The sequence below is a fragment of the Rhodococcus sp. EPR-157 genome (assembly GCF_001647195.1).
Classification (GTDB): Bacteria; Actinomycetota; Actinomycetes; order Mycobacteriales; family Mycobacteriaceae; genus Rhodococcoides.
This window is the reverse complement of record NZ_LVCV01000415.1, coordinates 1-16,778: the sequence shown is the minus strand read 5'-3', so window position 1 is coordinate 16,778 and position 16,778 is coordinate 1. Positions and strand designations below refer to the sequence as shown.

Sequence of the window (16,778 nt, the reverse complement as noted above, 5' to 3'; positions counted from 1 at the left end):
CCGTGTTCGATACCGACCCCAGGGGTGGACCTACCCCACCCCCTGCGGCACGATCGTCGTATGAAGTCGATTGCTCGCGTGCTGCTCGGAGCGTTCCTCGTGTTCGCGGGCCTCAGCCACCTGTTCTGGGCTCGCTCGGAGTTTCAGGCCCAGGTGCCGACATGGGTGCCGCTCGATGCAGACTTCGTAGTCCTCGCCTCGGGTGTCGTAGAGGTCGTTCTAGGTCTGGCGCTCATTGTCCTCGTTCGCCTCTCGGCGCTGACGGGATGGATCGTCGCCGCGTTCTTCGTCGCGGTCTTTCCCGGGAACATCTCTCAATTTCTGACTCACACAGACGCATTCGGACTGGACACCGATGTGAGCCGGGGTGTCCGACTCCTGTTCCAGCCGCTGTTGATCGTATGGGCCCTGTGGTGCACGGACGCCTGGCAAACATGGCGCTCCCGATCGAACGCGGTGTAGCGTTTCCGGCATGACCTCGTGGCAGGAAACCGAGTCCGTCGACCTGATGCTCGACGACCTCGAGACCTGGGCCATTGTCGGTTTGTCCGGCAATCCGGATCGAACCGCGTACGAGATCGCAGCCCTGTTGCAGAAACGAGGCAAGCGCATCGTTCCAATTCATCCGAGTGCGCCGACCGTGCTCGGCGAGCAGGGCTACGCGACTCTTTCCGACGTTCCGTTCCCCCTCGATGTCGTCGATGTGTTCCGAAAGTCGGACTCGGCTGGAAAGTTCGCGGACGAGGCAGTTGCTGTCGGTGCGAAGGCGGTCTGGTTCCAGTTGGGCGTGATCGACGAGGCAGCGTTCGAGCGGACCATCGCCTCGGGTGTCCCGATGGTGATGGACACGTGCCCGGCCATCGAATGGCGTCGACGCTAGTTCTGTCGGACCCGCTTGCCACGCGCCTCGACGAGGCGGTCAGTATGGAGTGAAGAGAACTCATTACTTGGACCAAGCAACGAGGTAGTGCCATGAGCGACGCAGCCCCGATCGGCGATGGAATCTTCCAGATTCCGGTTCCCATCACCGACAACCCGCTCGGTCACACGCTCGTCTATGCCATGGAGTCCCCGGGCGGTCTCGTTCTCGTCGATGCCGGATGGGACGACGAGAACGCGTGGAACGGCCTGACCACGGGGTTGGAAGCGATCGGACATTCGATTTCCGACGTCGAAGGCGTGGTTCTGACGCACTTCCATCCCGACCACGTCGGGCTGTGTGGTCGTGTTCGCGAAGCATCCGGGGCCTGGATCGCCATGCACGAGGCCGATTACTCTCAATTCGAGGGCATGACCGCGCCTAGAGACGAGCAGTGGCTCGAATGGCAGCGAGTGAACATGCGGGCGGCCGGGGCGCCGGAGGAGGACATCGAGGCCTGGAAGAAGGTCGACCTCCGCGCTCCCACAGGTCCCGACTCAGCGCCCGACCGAGTTCTGGTCGACGGCGAGACCGTCGCGCTCACTGGCCGCGAACTGCGCGCGGTGTTCACACCGGGTCATACCCCAGGGCATGTGTGCTTCCATCTGCCCGAATCGGACATCATGTTCACGGGAGACCACGTACTGTAGAAGACGACGCCGCACGTCGGCAACTTCGTCTATCCCCTGGAAGAACGCGATGCGCTGGCAGAGTTCATGGACTCGCTGCGTCGCGTGCAGTCCATGAACGTCACGCGTGGGCTCGGCGCTCATGGACTCCCGATCGACGACGTGGCCGCCCGCGCCGGCGAGCTAGTCGAACATCACGGCGAGCGGCTCGATCATCTGTACGACGCCTTCGGTGACGACGAGATCACCGTCTGGCAAGTTGCCGAGCGGATGAAGTGGTACAAATCGTGGGCAGCAATATCTCCGATGGGGAAAACGATGGCACTGTCCGAGGCGGCTGCGCACCTGCGACATCTCGTCACGCGAAATCAGGTTGCTCAGGTTCCGGGTTCTTCACCCGCACTGTTCGCTCGCGTCTGATCGGCCAGTGGAGTCATCTCCAATCGCACACCCATCAGCCTGACTCTCCGTGACCGATCGAGGCGGTCGATCAACGCAGCAGCCGCATCGGCGATGATGTCAGGGTCGAACGTCGGGGCGGCGAGCGCAGCTGTCGTGGTGTGAGTTTCAAACGGCGCGTACCTGACTTTCAACGTCACGCGAACCGCTTTCCTGTCGTCGGCGAGAAGATCTTCACGCACCTTCAGCGACAGACGCCGAACTTCCTCGGTGATCGCGTCCCAATTCTCGAGATCCTGCTGGAAGGTCGTTTCGCGGCTGTGTGAACGCGGGATCCATGGTTCCGACGACACGGGTGAGAGGTCGACGCCTCGCCCTTTGGTACCGATCCAGGGCCCGGTCTTCGGCCCGAATGCGGCGGCGAGCGTGGCGTCGTCTGCGGCCGCAAGCTCGGATACCGTCGTGATACCCAGCGTAGCAAGCTTTTTCGCGGTCTTCTTGCCGATTCCCCACAGCGCCTCGGTTGATCGCTCCCCCATCACTTCGAACCAGTTCTCCGCGGTGAGCGTGTAGATCCCCTGAGGCTTCCCGAAGTCGGTAGCAATCTTGGCCCGTAACTTGTTGTCCCCGATGCCAACCGAGCAATGCAGGCCTGACGCGTCGAAGACCGTGTCGTGCACTCCTCGCGCAAACTGGACCGGATCCTCGGTCTCGACACCGAGGAACGCCTCGTCCCAACCCATCACCTCGACGACGACGCCCAGGCTCCGAAGCGCCTCCATGACGATGTTCGACGCCGCGGTGTACGCCTCTCCGTCGACTGGCAGGAAGATTGCGTCTGGGAGTTTCTTGGCTGCCACGCGTAACGGCATCCCCGACCCCACCCCGAATGCCCGTGCTTCGTACGACGCTGTCGAGACAACCCCCCGTTCCGTCGGGTCGCCGCGTCCGCCGACCACGACCTGCTTTCCCGCCAGGTCGGGATTTCGCTGCACCTCGACCGCGGCGATGAACTGGTCCATGTCGACATGAAGAACCCACCGTCGGCGCGGCGGTGCGGTCATGTAGTCATTCTGCGCCATCCCTAGGTCGTTCGAGTGAATGAATTCGATCGAATTCCCGCAGCAAAGGTGCAGTTGAGCCTCCCGAGTTGCAATCGGCTTCCTGCGCGCACCCACCGAGCGTGCCAAGATAAGCGCGATGTTCGACCCACGCAATTCGCCCGCAGAGTGGGCCCGAGAACGTTCGAGCGCATCGACTGTCAATCCTGAGCAGAGGACTCGTTGAGAGCGCAAGACGACGCAGCCTGGTATGCCCGTCTGCCGGATAATCGCGCAACGCATCTGCGCGGGGTCGATGCACACAGAATCGCAGCATCCCTCGATCCTCTTCCGGACGACGCCCCAGCCGTGGCGACAATCCACATCGCCGATGTCGATTCGCAGCGTGGCGTGGTCACCACGATCCTCGATGGCATCGAGACTGCGGTCCTCGAAGCGTTCCCAGCGTGGCTCCCGGGTGGTGAACATGTAGAAGGGCCCAACCGACTCGACCTTCTCGCCGCGCAGAAGTTGTCGCTCGACCTCGCATCCACATCGGACCATTTCGGGCCTTTCGTGATCGCGATGTCGCAGGCTGCGATTCTCGGCAGGCCGATCGGTCGCAGGTTCATCGACCAGACTCGCGCCGAGGGCCTACGACGGCTACTTGCCGAGACCTACCACCGTCGGTCGGTTGCCCTGGTGGTGAGTGTGGAGGCCGGTCAGAGTCGCTACCAGCAGTCGCAATTGGTCGCAGGCTGCGTGTGGCTGGCCGTTCATGGCGGGTTCGCGGTGTGGATCGTGAGTCCAGACGACTTCGACTCGGATCACATCCGTTCTGTCGACATATCGATCGCCGGGCCGTACGGAACCTCCCCGAGCATCCGTCGCGTACACATTCCCGCACTGGCAGGTCGACCACACCCAGGAAGCACTGCAGAGAAGAAGCTCGAACGCGCACTCGCGAGCTGCGAGTGGGCATTCGGGAGGGAGTGGAATCGACCGTTCCAAGCATCCCCTCTGCATGAGGCCATCGTGGTGGATCTGAGATGGCCGGCGGAAAAGTGCGTCATCGAGGTCGATGGCGACGATCACCGTCACCCGATCAAATTCGCGCGGGACCGGCAACGAGACGTCGTGCTGCAGCTGGACGGGTACGCCGTTCTGCGCTTCACCAACGCACAGATCATCGACGACGTAGCGGCTGTAGTCTCCGCTATCGAGACGTACATCAGGAACAAGCGGGACTCGGCGTCCCGCACTGCACAAATCGAAGGGACACCCCGTGGCGAGTGACGACGAACTGACCGGCACCGAGAGACTCGTACTCCTGGTGCTCATGGCGCAGGCCGAGGAGACGTCGAACACTCGACTCAAGGAACTAGGTCCTGAACTGAAGAAAGACCCTCGGGAGCTCCTGAACAAACTTCGACTGATCGAGACCGATTACAGCAAGAGGCCGATGACCCACACCCTGACAGAACAGGGATGGGCGGCATGTGCGCGTGAACTGAAGCGGGAACCACCCCCGCGCGCTACACCGCAAGCAAGGGGAATGTACGCGATTCTTGCTGGGCTCCAGCGTTACCTCGACCGTGATGATCTGCGCCTGTCCGACCTCTTTCGTGCACAAAAGCCCGCGACGCCCGAGCCCACCACGCAGCAACCGAAGCCAGTCGCCCCCGCGGCACCTCCAACAACGCCAGCGAACATAGAAACCAGAGTTCGAGAAGCGTATTCGCGCTTGGCCGACCGCAAGGGTGAACTGATCGCTATCCAGTTGATCCGTGAGAAGCTGACCGACATACCCAAACCGAAGCTGGACCGAGCGTTGGGCGATATGTATCGGATCGACGACGTAGTTCTTATCGCACAGGAAAACCAGAAGGACCTCACCGAAGCGGTACGGAAGGGGTCGATCACCATCGCCGGTCGACCGGTTCACTTGATTGCGATCGAGGGCTGATGAACGATCTCGAACGGAAAGCCCTGAGATCGATCCGACTCAACTGGGCTCCAACCCCGGATGATGTGTGGCGTTCGCAGTCCGAACTTCATGCCCACTCGCTCCATGACTCAGCATTGACTCTGATCATGGAGGCGTTCGACGACGCTGACGCAAGCTCGGACGCAAGTCCGATCGGCGTCGCGATGCGAGGCGAAGCCGGCTCAGGCAAGACTCACCTGCTCGGGCAGGTTCGTGAACGTGTGCAGAACTCCGGAGGGTATTTCTTCCTGATCGGGCTACTCGATTCGACAACGTTCTGGCAAACGACTCTGGTTGGAATGCTCGATGATTTGACCCGGCCGGCACCCGAGCAAGACACGCAGCTGAAGTTGTTCTTGTGGCGACTTGCGTCAACCGCACATATCAGTCGCGCAGACCGACGAGCAATAATCGGTGAAGACAAGCTGACACCCGAAACTCTGGACAAGTTCGTCAGTTCCGTCCACGCGATTCATCCACGCCTGATCAAGCAAAGCCAGTCGACACTTCGCGCTCTGACGATCTACGCGACAACAGATTTGTCCGTGCACGATATCGGCAATGCCTTCCTTCAGTCGATCGACGAAGTAACGGTTGGCGCGCGGACGACATGGGGAATACAAACCGCCAGCCTGACACCACAGCAAGTCGTTCGGGACATATCACGGTTGCTGGCAGCAACGGGCCCGTCGGTCCTAGCCGTGGATCAAATCGATACGCTTCTCGCGCAGTCTCGCTCATCGACCGACGGATCGATCGGTGCTGAGCACGAGACCGATCTTGTTCTCGAGCAAGTTGCGCACGGTTTGATGGCACTCCGCGAGAATCTGGGTCGCACTGCCTCGGTTGTGGCTTGCCTGCCAAGTGTGTGGGAACTTATTCAATCCCGCGCAACGCGGACAGTTTCCGACCGCTTCCGGGTTACACCACCGCTGAAAGGACTACCCAAAGCCTCCATCGCCGAGGAGATTCTGGAAAGGCGCTTTCAGCCGAAGTACAGCGACATCGGCTTCGAACCGCCGTACCCGACATGGCCGGTAGCGAAGACCGCGTTCGATACAGCAGAGGGAATAACGCCCCGACAGCTGATGATCAACGTGGACAAGCACATACGCCGCTGTCTCGAGACCAACTCGGTTGTCGAGCTGACAGATCTTCTCGGTGACAACGAGCACGTGACCGTCGGTACGGGCAACGAGTCAGAACTTGTCCTACTCGACACCCAATTCGAAGAGTTCCGCAAGGAAGCGGTCACCAACCTCCCCACAAGCCATAAGTTCGAAGACAAGTTGATCCCGCCGCTACTGTCGGCAGGACTTACGGCATGGATCAAGGAACTCGGAGACATCGGCGACGCATTTTCGCTCGACAACCTGCCGAGCGCGAAGCCTGCCCTCCATGCGCGACTGCGTCAGAAGCTCGACCCCGCAACGGAAGACGAGCAGCATTGGGCGTTTCGGGCAATCGCGTCGGAAAGCGCAGTTGCAGTACTGAATCGACTTCGGGCCGCGTGTACGACCGCTGGGCTTCACACCGGAATATCGCGTCGGAAGCTATTCGTCATCCGGAACGTTGCGTGGTCGAAGGGGCCGAAGACTGCCCAGGCGGTCAACGAATTCGAACAGGCCGGTGGCCGCACTCTGCGCATCACCGAGGACGAACTAGCATCACTGTCAGCGCTGAACAATATGTTGGACGACGGCTCACCGCTGCTCGACGCGTGGCTGACGTCCCGCCAGCCAGCACATCGAATCAAGGTACTGCTCGATGCACTAGAGGACCAGACAGACTCCGAGTCAGGATTGTTCACGGTTTCAGAACCCGGACCCGACGTCACAACCGAGGAGCACGAGGGGCAGCCGCCTCTTGCCGAACCCGAACCCGAACTCGTCATCGACCCCCGCGCTGTCCCGCTCGGCGGGCTACTCGAAGGAGACGGCAAACTTCACGTTGACCTGGAAGCTCTCCGCAAGCACACTGCAATCTTTGCCGGCTCGGGCTCGGGCAAGACCGTCCTGATCAGACGCCTCGTAGAGGAGTGCGCACTGCGCGGGGTGTCCGCCATCGTGCTGGACCCCAACAATGATCTGGCTCGCCTCGGTATCGCATGGCCCACTCCTCCTCCGCATTGGGACAACGCGGAGGTGAACAGGGCCGCGGACTACCACGCGAACACCGAAGTCGTCGTGTGGACTCCCAGACGATCAGCCGGTCGACCCATCAGCTTCCAACCTTTACCCGACTTCACCAGCGTCGTGGACTTTCCGGACGAGTTCAGCGAAGCAATCGACTCAGCTGTCGCGACGCTCGCACCGCGAGCGCTCATATCCGGCAAGACCGCCAAAGCCAGCCAGGCGACCGCAGTTCTACGCCAAGCCCTCGAACACTTCGGACGAAACTCCGGCAGCAGTCTCGTCCAGCTCATCGATCTCTTGTCCGAGTTGCCGGACTACATAAGCGATCTCGAGAACTCCGAGAAGATCGCAGCCGACATAGCGCAAAATCTGCGGGCTTCGATGGTGAACGATCCCATGTTCGGAGGAGAGGGAACACCGGTCGACCCGGGTCTGCTCCTGACCCCCTCCGCAGGAAAGCGTGCGCGAATCTCGGTCATCAGTATGGTCGGTCTGCCCTCGGACGAGCAGCGACAGAGTTTCGTCAACCAACTACAGATGGCATTGTTCGCGTGGATCAAGAAGAACCCGGCGGGCGAGAAGCCACTGGGTGGTCTGTTCGTCATGGACGAAGCGCAGACCCTGGCGCCCTCCGGGGCAATGACCGCGTGCACGCAAAGCACTCTTGCGCTCGCATCTCAGGCTCGCAAGTACGGACTCGGCCTTGTCTTCGCAACCCAGGCTCCAAAAGGATTGAACAACCGGATCCCAGGCAATGCGGCGACCCAATTCTTCGGGTTCCTCAACAGCCCAGTGCAAATCGATGCTGCGAAAGAGATGGCGCAAGCCAAGGGGAGCTCGGCAACCGATATCGGGCGGCTGAAAACCGGCCAGTTCTACGCGGCAGTCGAGGGCGAAGGGTTCAACAAGATCCAGGCCCCGCTGTGCCTGAGCTACCACCCCAAGAGCCCCCTCACATCGGAGGAAGTGATCGAGTTGGCGCACCGCCCGATCGACCCACGCGCCTAGGCGACGGCCGTCGACCGATGTAGAAACGAGCGCGAATCGGTCAGCGCTTGTGCCAGACTCGAAGCCATGGATTCGAACCCCGTCGAGATCACGGTCGTCGGTCAGGGCTGGGCCGCGTACCCGCCCGAGCGGTGCGCAGTGTCGCTCGCCGTCCGATCGGACGGCCGGACAGCAGAGGCAGCGGCCGAGCCGGCGCACCGACTCGTCAAGGAACTCGCCGGGTTGATCGATCCGCTGTACAACCCGTCCGACGGCCCGATCGACGCCTGGTCACTGGATCAAGTTCGGCACTCACGCAACCGACCCTTCAATCACGACGGTGACCAACTCCCCTACGTCTACCAAGCCCTCGCCACGATCGAGGTGAAGTTCAGCCAGATCGATGTCGTCGACGCCTTCGTATACGCCGTCTCGGCGCTCGACGGGGTGGACATCGAACATTTCGATTGGACGTTGACGGAAGACAGCGCAGCGGAGAAGAGACGGCATGTACGCACGCTCGCCGTTCAGGATGCCGTCGAGAAAGCCGAGGCGTACGCCCAGAGCGTCGGGCGGACTGCAATCACGGCTCTAGCGATCGCCGATCCTGGACTGCTGGGAGTTGCTGCCGCACATCAGGAGTACGCCATGGCCGCTCGCGCCTACAAGACCGCGGACGACGGGTTCGAGCTGAAGCCTCAGGACATCACGATGCGAACGGAAGTTCACGCAAGGTTCGCCGCGAGCTGACCCCGTGAGTGCGGGTTCTCGCCCACAGTGCACGTCGAGAACGAGATTTCGCAGCGGTCCTCCTCAGCGCGAGAGACCACACACGTGAGTCTCGGCGGCCTCCACTATCGGTGCGGCCCATCGTTCGCCGTCCGAGGAGCCGTACGTGTCCCCCAGCGCCGCGGTGACTTCTTCGACAGCCTCGTCGTCGTTCAGGTTCTGCTGGTCCCTGGTCTCGCAGTAGCCGGGTATGTAGATGCCCAGCGCAAAGACTTCGTTGACCGTTGTTCCGAAACCTTGCCCGTACAGATCTTCGAACAGTTCCGTCATTCCCGGTGTCTCTTGAAATCCTGCGCGAGCTTCCAGTACGTCGCGACTTACGTCCTCCGAGGTTTCGGAAGTGCTGGATTGTTGCGCATCGGTCCCGCAGCCGCTCAACAGAAAAGCACAGACCATGGCACCGACTATTGCCTTCTTCATCACTGTGTCCGTTCGATGTTCGTACGAGAGTTCAGCGGCGAGCAGCGGCGTAGGGTTCGAGCAGATCCTCGGGAACTCGATAGTCTGCATCGGCGGGGAGCACGAGTTCGGGTGCACCGGCACGTGATCGCGGAGCCATCTCGAACGCCTCGATCGATTGGCAGTACTTCGAAATCCTGATCACCGACATGTTCAACCGCGCGGTCATATCGGTCACCCAGTACGGAACTCGTTCGTTCGCTTTGATTTCCAGAATCGCAAGCTTCGGCGGAATGATGAAACGGTTCTGCGCACCGGAGTTGAAACGGAAATCGCGGTCACGTCCATGCACCTTGTGATCGATCGTGACACGCAGACCGAGATCGGCTTCACGGCCGACGTAGGCTTCGCGAAGGTAGCCGGTGGTCACCATGGGCCGCAGGTCGAGGTTCGCGATCAGGGTACTGACCTCGTTGACGAACGGTCGCTGACTTGGGTCGCAGTCGATTTCTTCTCTGCCGTTGAGCCATCGTTGAGAAACGTCGTAGGGCAACGAAATTCGACGCTTCTGCGTCACTCTGTTGACACGCTGTTTGATTTCGATCTGCACCGGTGTGTCGTCGTCGCATTCGGACGGCGCTCCGTAGAGCCGCACCCGAACCTTCCGTCGAAACTTCAGACCTTCGATCTTCTCCCAGTAGAACCGCAGGTCGGTGGTGTCGTAGTACAACGAAGTCACCGGGTATCCCCCCTGGGGAGAGAACGGATCGGTGTCCATCCGCGCCACCAACTCTTCGCGCAGCTGAGGTACATCGGTTTCGGCGACGAAGTACTTGATCTCGTACCGATTGAACGAGTGCAGTTTGCTGGCGGTCTGCTGATACCCCATGGGTTCGGTAGTCAGATCCTCCGGTGAAGCACCCTCTTTCTCCAATGCAGCTGTCGGACGAAACTTGTCGAACAATCTCATGGTCGTGCCTTCCTTCGGTGGGTGTGACCGTGCCTGTCAGGGGTAGCTGCGCACAGCTCGGCCCCGAAAGTTCACCTCGGTGTCGCCGACTCGCCATGCCATCGAACGCCGACGTACACCAGGCGGGCGCAGCGTTGGCCCATGAACGGCGAACCTTCCCTTCCTCATTTGTTGGTGGCTAGCGGCGCGGCACGCACGTTGTCGCAAGCGGCCGCGTACATCATGGAGGGCATAGTCATGGTCAACGGCATGCCGCTGACCGACCCGCGTCGAGAGGTCTCCCCCGCCGACGTCCTGACCTTGCGCTGACACCCGACCTCGATCACGACGTTCCCGTCACGACGGCGTCATCGACGAGAGAGTCGATTCTCAGTTGCAACCGCGACTTCAGCTCGGCTGCATCAGCATCGATCTCTTCCTGGGTAAGTGACTCCGAGATCGGAACGGACGCTGCCACCTCGTCGACGACGTCGAGTACCTTGCCACTTGCCCACAAGTCGCTATAAATCGTGCGGTAGGCGGCGTCGTACTCGTCGGTGAACGCCGCGGACTCCAGGAACCGGTCTTTGAGCGAATTTCCGAACATCGCCCCACCCCCGGGCATTCCTTCAGGCATCTCCATGCCCTCTGGCGGTGTGAAGCCCTCCGGCATCTCGCCCATCCCACCACCGCCCGCTCCCCCGCCAGGACCCATCGAAACTTCTTCGTGTGCACCTGCGGTGGAGTCCGTCGCGAGCGCCAGGTTGAGGTCCCACGAGATGAACGAGAACTTCTTGGTGTCCAGGTCGTAGTAGAGGTAGAAGTTCTTTCCAGGACCACCCATGTCGTCGCCGTTGCCCAGTAGATTCTGCAGCGCCGAGTAGCTTGCCAACGAATCGACGTCGACATAGTCGGCCAGGTGCGCGTCGAACTCAGCTTGATCGGCACTGTCGAGCCACTTCAGCAACGTGATGATCGGCTGCAGATCCGCAGTACCGAGAGCGTTGATCTGCGTGTACTGCTCGGCATAAGTCGTCTGGTCATCGCCCTGATACGAAAATTTCGAGTCGGCACTTGCCTTGTACAGCACCCCGTCTCCATCCTCGATGGAGTTGGCGTAGGCGTCGTCCGGCGCAACGACCAGGAGTCGGGTGGTCTCCACAGAGCCGTTCACCGAGTACGTGGTGTACGTGAAGTCCTGGGTGGCCTGCCCCGACTCCGCTGTGATCGCCAACGACACTGCCTCGTTCAACGCAGGCGTGTACGGCCGAAGCGACAAAGTGGTGTGTCCCTGGTATGCCCGCCCGTCGCTGAACTCCGCGAAATCGATCAGGAACGGAAGATCCTCGGGCTCATCGAAACTCAGCGGTTCACCGAACATCCCCATCCCGCCGGCCTGTCCGGCACCGGCGGCGCCCGCTTCGGCACCGGCCTCAGCTGGCAGTCCCGTTTCGGCAGCGACCCCAGTACCCGTCGCAACAACGGCACCCCTGCCGCCCGGCATTGTGCCATCGTCGGTGCTGAGGGTGGCGAGAGTCGAGTTGCCTTTCAACCGAACACCGACATCGGTGATGAGCGTCCCATCGATCGTGATGTCGGCGGGCACCGATTCCTTGACGCCCTCGTTCTGGAAGGAGTCTTTCAGTGTCTGGAAGTCACCGTCGGCGATGTCGACCGTAATCGTGTGAGAGACAGTGGGATCGAACAGATCAACCGTTCCTTGGACGTTCTCGGTGACCTCGGACGCGATCACCGTCGCATCGCCGGTGATGTAGGGACGCACCTTCGTCGACCCGAACACGGTCGCCATCACCACGACGAACGCCATGAGGGCGGCGGCGATCTTCCAATGCTGTCGCAGTGTTCGAGGAAGCCGGTGAACGAGTCTTCGCCTGAAGGTTGTCGGGACCGGAGGCAGGTTGGTGTTCGGGCCTGCCACGATCAGATGTCCGTCTGGTCGTATCCGGTCAAGACCGATACCCGTTGTCCGGTATTGACTTCGCTGAGGGCAGCGATCAATTCCCCGGGCTTCTTCCCGGACTTCAGTTGCGCCGTGTAATACAACTCGGTCAATGCACCCGATCTCACCGATTCCGTGCTGACCAGCTCGAACTCCTTGCAGTAGCTGATCAGAACGTCCTCGACCAGCTTCGAGTAGTCCGCATCCGGCGGCACCTGAACCTTGACGACCTGACGCTGCACGTCGAGCTTGAACCAGTTGAACTTGCTCATCACGACCATCACCAGGCAGATCGCGATGGTAGCGGCAATGGCCAGGAGGTAGAAGCGCGTTCCCGTGGCCATGCCTATGGCCATGACCAGGAAGATGAAACCGACGTCACGGGTTTCCTTGATCGCGTTGCGGAATCTGACGACCGACAGGGCACCGACGAGGGCGAATGCACGGGCGACGTTCGATCCGACCACGAGCATGATCAGGCTGATCACCATTCCGACCACGACGAGAGTCTGCACGTACGATTGACTGTAGGAGACGTTCTTGTGGGTGAGTCGGTATACATAGCCGATGATGGCCGACAGGACGAACGACAATGTCAGAGACACCACGATGTCGAACGTCGAGAACGTTCCGCTCAGATCCTGAATATTGAAATTCATCGCATTCCGTTCGAGTTGTTGCGAGTTTTGCACCGACGCACGCGGGCGCCCATGCACCCCAGCGTTGGCCAGCAAGTCGTCTTCTGTTCACCGATTGTTCGGCTGCAGTTCACTATAAGGACGAACTCCTTACGATCCCTGTGCTCGCGCCTGGGAGTTTCCTGCCAGTTTTGCGAACGTCGACCAGAGCTTTACTCAGGCCCGAAGATGTCGGGTTGCGGACGCGAGGGCGTCGACGAAGACGACTCAGCATTCAAAACTTGTGAGCGAGGTGCTATTTGGGGCGCTGAACGTGTACTGCTCAACTGCAGAGAGGAACACGCGACACCCAACCAAGGGTTCGGCTGTGGCCAGCAGAAACACGCGGGGATTCTTGTCGGTGCGTCCGCCTAGCATCGCCGCCCATGACGATGCCATCGATGAAAGACCTGGACTACGCGTCCTACGAACACCGATTCGGGAGCGACACGTTCACGCGCGGTCGCCGATACTTCGACGAAGGGCGGGTCGGGTACGTCACGTGGAACCAACAAGCCTCGACGTTCTCCGCTTCCGTTCGCGGCAATCGCGCGACACCCTATTCGACGTCGGTGTCCATGGCCATGCAGCTAGGCAAGTTAGTCAACTTCGACCACGGACGGTGCAACTGCCCAGTCGTCTTCAACTGCAAGCATGCCGTCGCGGTGCTCCTGCAGGCGTACCAGGACTCTCTCGACGACACCACTTGCACGCCAATGCATTCCGAACACTGGGCATCGATTCTAGCGCCACTGCTCTGCGACCGCGAGATCGGGAACAGTCGCAGTCGGGTTCACATCGGCCTTCGGCTTCGAGTGGAGCCTCCGTCGCTTCCGGGCGAGTCCGTGCGCGTATTGGCCCGACCGGTCCGGGCCGATGTGAAAGGCGCCTGGACAACGACTGGAATCTCGTGGCACGCACTTCCCACCACCGCGGACCGAAGAATCGAGAGGCAAGTGGACATCCTGCGGGAACTCCATGCGCTCGATCAAGTTCGGACATACGGCAGGGCGGCGCACACGTTCCACAACCCTCCCTCCGACTCGATCGACCTCGCAGAAACTTCCGGCCGGCTGCTCTGGGACCTACTGACGGACCTAGGCGATTGTGGGGTGCCACTCGTCGACGCGGCGGCTCCCCAAGACACAATCCCATCACCGTCGGACGCGCATTTCGAGATCGACATCACCGGAACGAACGATCTGGAAGTGGACACGCGCATCACGGTCGACGGAGTCGTGATACCTGCCGAGCGAAGGTACTTCATGGGACGCGACGGAAGCGGAATCGTGTTCTACGACAGCAACGAATCGGGTATCGACCCGCTTGGACAGTCGTTCCGACTCGCCCGTCTGAGCAAGCCCGTTGCGCTACCTCTCAGACGACTAGCGTCGACGCCGGTGGGGATCCCTGTAGCGGATCGCATTCCCTTTGCTGCGACGTATCTGCCCGAATTGCGACGCGGTGCGACGATAGTGTCCTCCGACGGTTCGTACACACCGCCGACATTTGCGGGTCCAGAGCTGCACATCGTCATCGCTCACGACGGCGCGGGCAGCCTCTGTGTGTCCGCGCGGTGGCGCTATTACGTCGACGACACCGAATTCGACTACGACGCCGGTTCGCCCCAAACCGAGGCACCAGGTCGCGACGCGAGTGCCGAGTTCGGTCTGCTCCGCGCAGTGCACGCCCTACTCGGCCGCCCCCATCTACAGAGCACATTCTGTCCGTTCGTCGTGTCGGGAACAGCTGCAGCCCTGTTCGTGGCGCAAGCCCTGCCCCCACTCGACGACTACGACAACGTTCACGTCGACATCGTCGGCGAAATCCCCGACTTCCGCGACGTCAGTGACGATGTCCACATATCGCTCTCGACGAAAGACATTCCAGGAGAAAACGACTGGTTCGATCTCGGCGTCGTACTCACGATCGACGGTTCGGACGTCGAGTTCGCCGCGGTGATCATCGCGATCGCTCGGGGCGACCGCCACCTGCTGCTCTCCGACGGCCGGTTCTTCTCCCTCGATCGACCGACCTTCCACAGATTGCGAACCCTGGTCGACGAAGCCCGCACATTGCAGGACAAGCCGGACGGTCCCCTTCGAATCAGCCGCTACCAGGCGTCGCTGTGGCAGGAATTGGCCGAGATCGGCGAAGTGAGCCGACAAGCGGCGGCTTGGCGCGAGCAGGTCGGCGCCCTCACCGCCGAGGGCGCAATAGCCACACAGCGCGCCCCGGTAGATTTCGGTGCCGAGCTGCGGCCGTATCAACACGACGGATTTTCGTGGCTCTACTTTCTGTGGCAGCACAGTCTCGGGGGAATCCTCGCCGACGACATGGGGCTCGGGAAGACAATGCAGACCCTCGCGATGATCGCGAAAGCCAAGGAAAGCGGCACGCTCACTTCGCCGTTCGTCATCGTCGCACCCACCAGTGTCGTACACAATTGGGCGCGAGAAGCAGCGCAGTTCGCGCCGTCGCTCACGGTGGCGACGGTGTTGGGCACCCGTGCACGGAGACCAACGTCGATCGCGGAGGTCGCTTCTAGCGCCGATATCGTCGTCACGTCGTACACGGTGTTAAGACTCGACTTCGACGAGTTCGACGCCGCAACGTGGTCGGGACTTGTCCTCGACGAGGCTCAGTACGTCAAGAACCACAAGAGCAAGTCGTACCAGTGTGTGCGTCGGCTGAGCGCGCCGTTCAAGCTTGCGATCACCGGAACTCCTATGGAGAACAACATCATGGAACTGTGGGCGCTGTTGTCCGTCACCGCTCCAGGACTGTTCCCTTCGGCGGCCAAATTCACCGATGCATACAGGCACCCGATCGAGAAGAGCGGTGATGCCGACAAGCTGGCAACCCTCCGCCGACGCATCAGACCGTGGGTACTGCGACGGTCGAAAGAGAACGTCGCTCAGGATCTTCCAGCGAAGCAAGAACAAGTCGTCGAAGTGCAGCTCGATCCCCGACATCGGCGCATCTACGAAACACGTTTGGCTCGCGAGCGTCAGAAGATCTTGGGCCTGCTGACCGACTTCGACCGCAATCGCGTTGTCATACTCCGATCTCTGACGATCCTTCGCCAACTCAGTCTCGACGTCGCCCTCGTCGAACCTGACCACGACGACATTCCCAGTGCCAAGATCGAAGAACTGGTCGCACAGCTGACCGAGGTCATCCGCGGAGGTCACCGCGCCTTGGTCTTCAGTCAGTTCACGAAGTTCCTCGGCAAAATCCGCGACCGGCTCGAGGCAGAGGGCATCTCGCTCGCCTACCTCGACGGAGCTACCCGTAATCGTGAGGAAGCCGTCGAACAGTTTCGGTCGGGTGGTGCGACAGTGTTCTTGATCAGCTTGAAGGCCGGCGGGGTGGGTCTGACGCTTACCGAGGCGGACTATTGCTTCGTTCTGGATCCATGGTGGAACCCTGCCACCGAAGCACAAGCTGTCGACCGCGCGCATCGCATCGGGCAGACACGGACGGTATTCGTACACCGGTACATCGCCAGAGGCACGATCGAGGAAAAAGTCATGGAGCTGAAAGCGAGAAAAGCCGAGCTCTTCACCAGCGTCATGGACGAAGGCGGCACGTTTTCCGGAGGATTGACGGTCGAGGACATCCGTGCGCTGTTGGAATGAGGCGTGGGGTTGGGTGCGATCTGCTCCACTGTTGTGTGTGTGGGGGTGTGGTGGGTGCACTTTCGGGGGGTGGATTTTTGGTGTGGGTGCTCAGGTTCGCGGAGCGTCTGGGGGGTGCGGGTGCGGGTGCGGGTGCGGAGAGTTAGCACCGTTTTTGCCGACCTGGCACCGGTGGTAGGAGGTGAGCGGGGGTGCTAGCTCGGTACCAGGGGTGCTAGCTCGGCCGGGTACCGAATGCGGTGGGGATTACAGAATTGCGGTGGGGAT

At 60.9% G+C, this 16,778-nt stretch carries 13 protein-coding genes and 1 pseudogene; 9 read left to right on the top strand and 5 right to left on the bottom strand.

Translation table 11 applies throughout. The features are described from left to right. The first annotated feature begins 60 nt into the window (after positions 1 to 60). The 3 genes and pseudogenes from A2J03_RS19385 to A2J03_RS19375 all read left to right on the top strand — a co-directional run bounded on the left by A2J03_RS19385 (position 61) and on the right by A2J03_RS19375 (position 1,968). Entirely contained in the window at positions 61 to 462 is a 402-nt protein-coding gene (locus A2J03_RS19385) for a DoxX family protein (RefSeq protein ID WP_068377217.1), read from the top strand. A 10-nt stretch (positions 463 to 472) separates the two neighbouring features. Next, complete coding sequence (locus A2J03_RS19380; RefSeq protein ID WP_068377214.1) at positions 473 to 880, top strand: CoA-binding protein; 408 nt, start codon at positions 473 to 475, stop codon at positions 878 to 880. A gap of 92 nt (positions 881 to 972) precedes the next feature. After that, positions 973 to 1,968: pseudogene (locus tag A2J03_RS19375) on the top strand (MBL fold metallo-hydrolase). Here the strand turns inward: A2J03_RS19375 and A2J03_RS19370 are convergent. Next, entirely contained in the window at positions 1,926 to 3,011 is a 1,086-nt protein-coding gene (locus A2J03_RS19370) for a DNA polymerase IV (protein WP_068377275.1), read from the bottom strand. The pseudogene A2J03_RS19375 and the gene A2J03_RS19370 sit on opposite strands and share 43 nt — an antisense overlap. Before the next feature lie 219 nt (positions 3,012 to 3,230). On the opposite strand from A2J03_RS19370, the gene A2J03_RS19365 reads away from it, so the two are divergent. From A2J03_RS19365 to A2J03_RS19350, 4 genes are all read left to right on the top strand, one after another. Continuing rightward, positions 3,231 to 4,283 carry an endonuclease domain-containing protein gene (locus tag A2J03_RS19365; protein ID WP_082897948.1) on the top strand — a complete coding sequence of 351 codons (1,053 nt, stop codon included), beginning with the start codon at positions 3,231 to 3,233 and terminating at the stop codon, positions 4,281 to 4,283. Continuing rightward, positions 4,273 to 4,953 carry a hypothetical protein gene (locus A2J03_RS19360; protein WP_082897947.1) on the top strand — a complete coding sequence of 227 codons (681 nt, stop codon included), beginning with the start codon at positions 4,273 to 4,275 and terminating at the stop codon, positions 4,951 to 4,953. The genes A2J03_RS19365 and A2J03_RS19360 overlap by 11 nt, the downstream gene beginning before the upstream one ends. Continuing rightward, positions 4,953 to 8,117: an ATP-binding protein gene (locus A2J03_RS19355; RefSeq protein ID WP_068377212.1), complete on the top strand. Its 3,165-nt coding sequence runs from the start codon at positions 4,953 to 4,955 to the stop codon at positions 8,115 to 8,117. The genes A2J03_RS19360 and A2J03_RS19355 overlap by 1 nt, the downstream gene beginning before the upstream one ends. 66 nt (positions 8,118 to 8,183) lie before the next feature. Continuing rightward, a complete protein-coding gene (locus tag A2J03_RS19350) occupies positions 8,184 to 8,846 on the top strand; it encodes an SIMPL domain-containing protein (protein WP_068377209.1) in 663 nt (220 codons plus the stop codon). A gap of 63 nt (positions 8,847 to 8,909) precedes the next feature. Here the strand turns inward: A2J03_RS19350 and A2J03_RS19345 are convergent, their stop codons facing one another. Together A2J03_RS19345 and A2J03_RS19340 are read right to left on the bottom strand one after the other, a co-directional pair. Then, the gene (locus A2J03_RS19345) at positions 8,910 to 9,305 is read right to left on the bottom strand and encodes a hypothetical protein (RefSeq protein ID WP_068377206.1); all 396 of its coding nucleotides are present in this window, start codon (positions 9,303 to 9,305) and stop codon (positions 8,910 to 8,912) included. A 31-nt stretch (positions 9,306 to 9,336) separates the two neighbouring features. Beyond that, entirely contained in the window at positions 9,337 to 10,254 is a 918-nt protein-coding gene (locus A2J03_RS19340; protein ID WP_068377202.1) for a polyphosphate polymerase domain-containing protein, read from the bottom strand. A gap of 141 nt (positions 10,255 to 10,395) precedes the next feature. Between A2J03_RS19340 and A2J03_RS30070 the strand changes: the two genes are divergently transcribed. Beyond that, on the top strand, positions 10,396 to 10,563 hold the full coding sequence (locus A2J03_RS30070; RefSeq protein WP_082897946.1) for a S4 domain-containing protein: 168 nt from the start codon (positions 10,396 to 10,398) through the stop codon (positions 10,561 to 10,563). 13 nt (positions 10,564 to 10,576) lie between these two features. On the opposite strand, the gene A2J03_RS19335 is transcribed toward A2J03_RS30070, so the two are convergent. Further along, complete coding sequence (locus A2J03_RS19335; RefSeq protein ID WP_331712384.1) at positions 10,577 to 12,172, bottom strand: CotH kinase family protein; 1,596 nt, start codon at positions 12,170 to 12,172, stop codon at positions 10,577 to 10,579. Positions 12,173 to 12,174: 2 nt separating this feature from the next. After that, positions 12,175 to 12,852: a DUF4956 domain-containing protein gene (locus A2J03_RS19330; protein ID WP_068377200.1), complete on the bottom strand. Its 678-nt coding sequence runs from the start codon at positions 12,850 to 12,852 to the stop codon at positions 12,175 to 12,177. Positions 12,853 to 13,256: 404 nt separating this feature from the next. Between A2J03_RS19330 and A2J03_RS19325 the strand changes: the two genes are divergently transcribed. Then, the gene (locus tag A2J03_RS19325; RefSeq protein ID WP_068377197.1) at positions 13,257 to 16,511 is read left to right on the top strand and encodes a DEAD/DEAH box helicase; all 3,255 of its coding nucleotides are present in this window, start codon (positions 13,257 to 13,259) and stop codon (positions 16,509 to 16,511) included. The last annotated feature ends 267 nt before the right edge of the window (positions 16,512 to 16,778 follow it).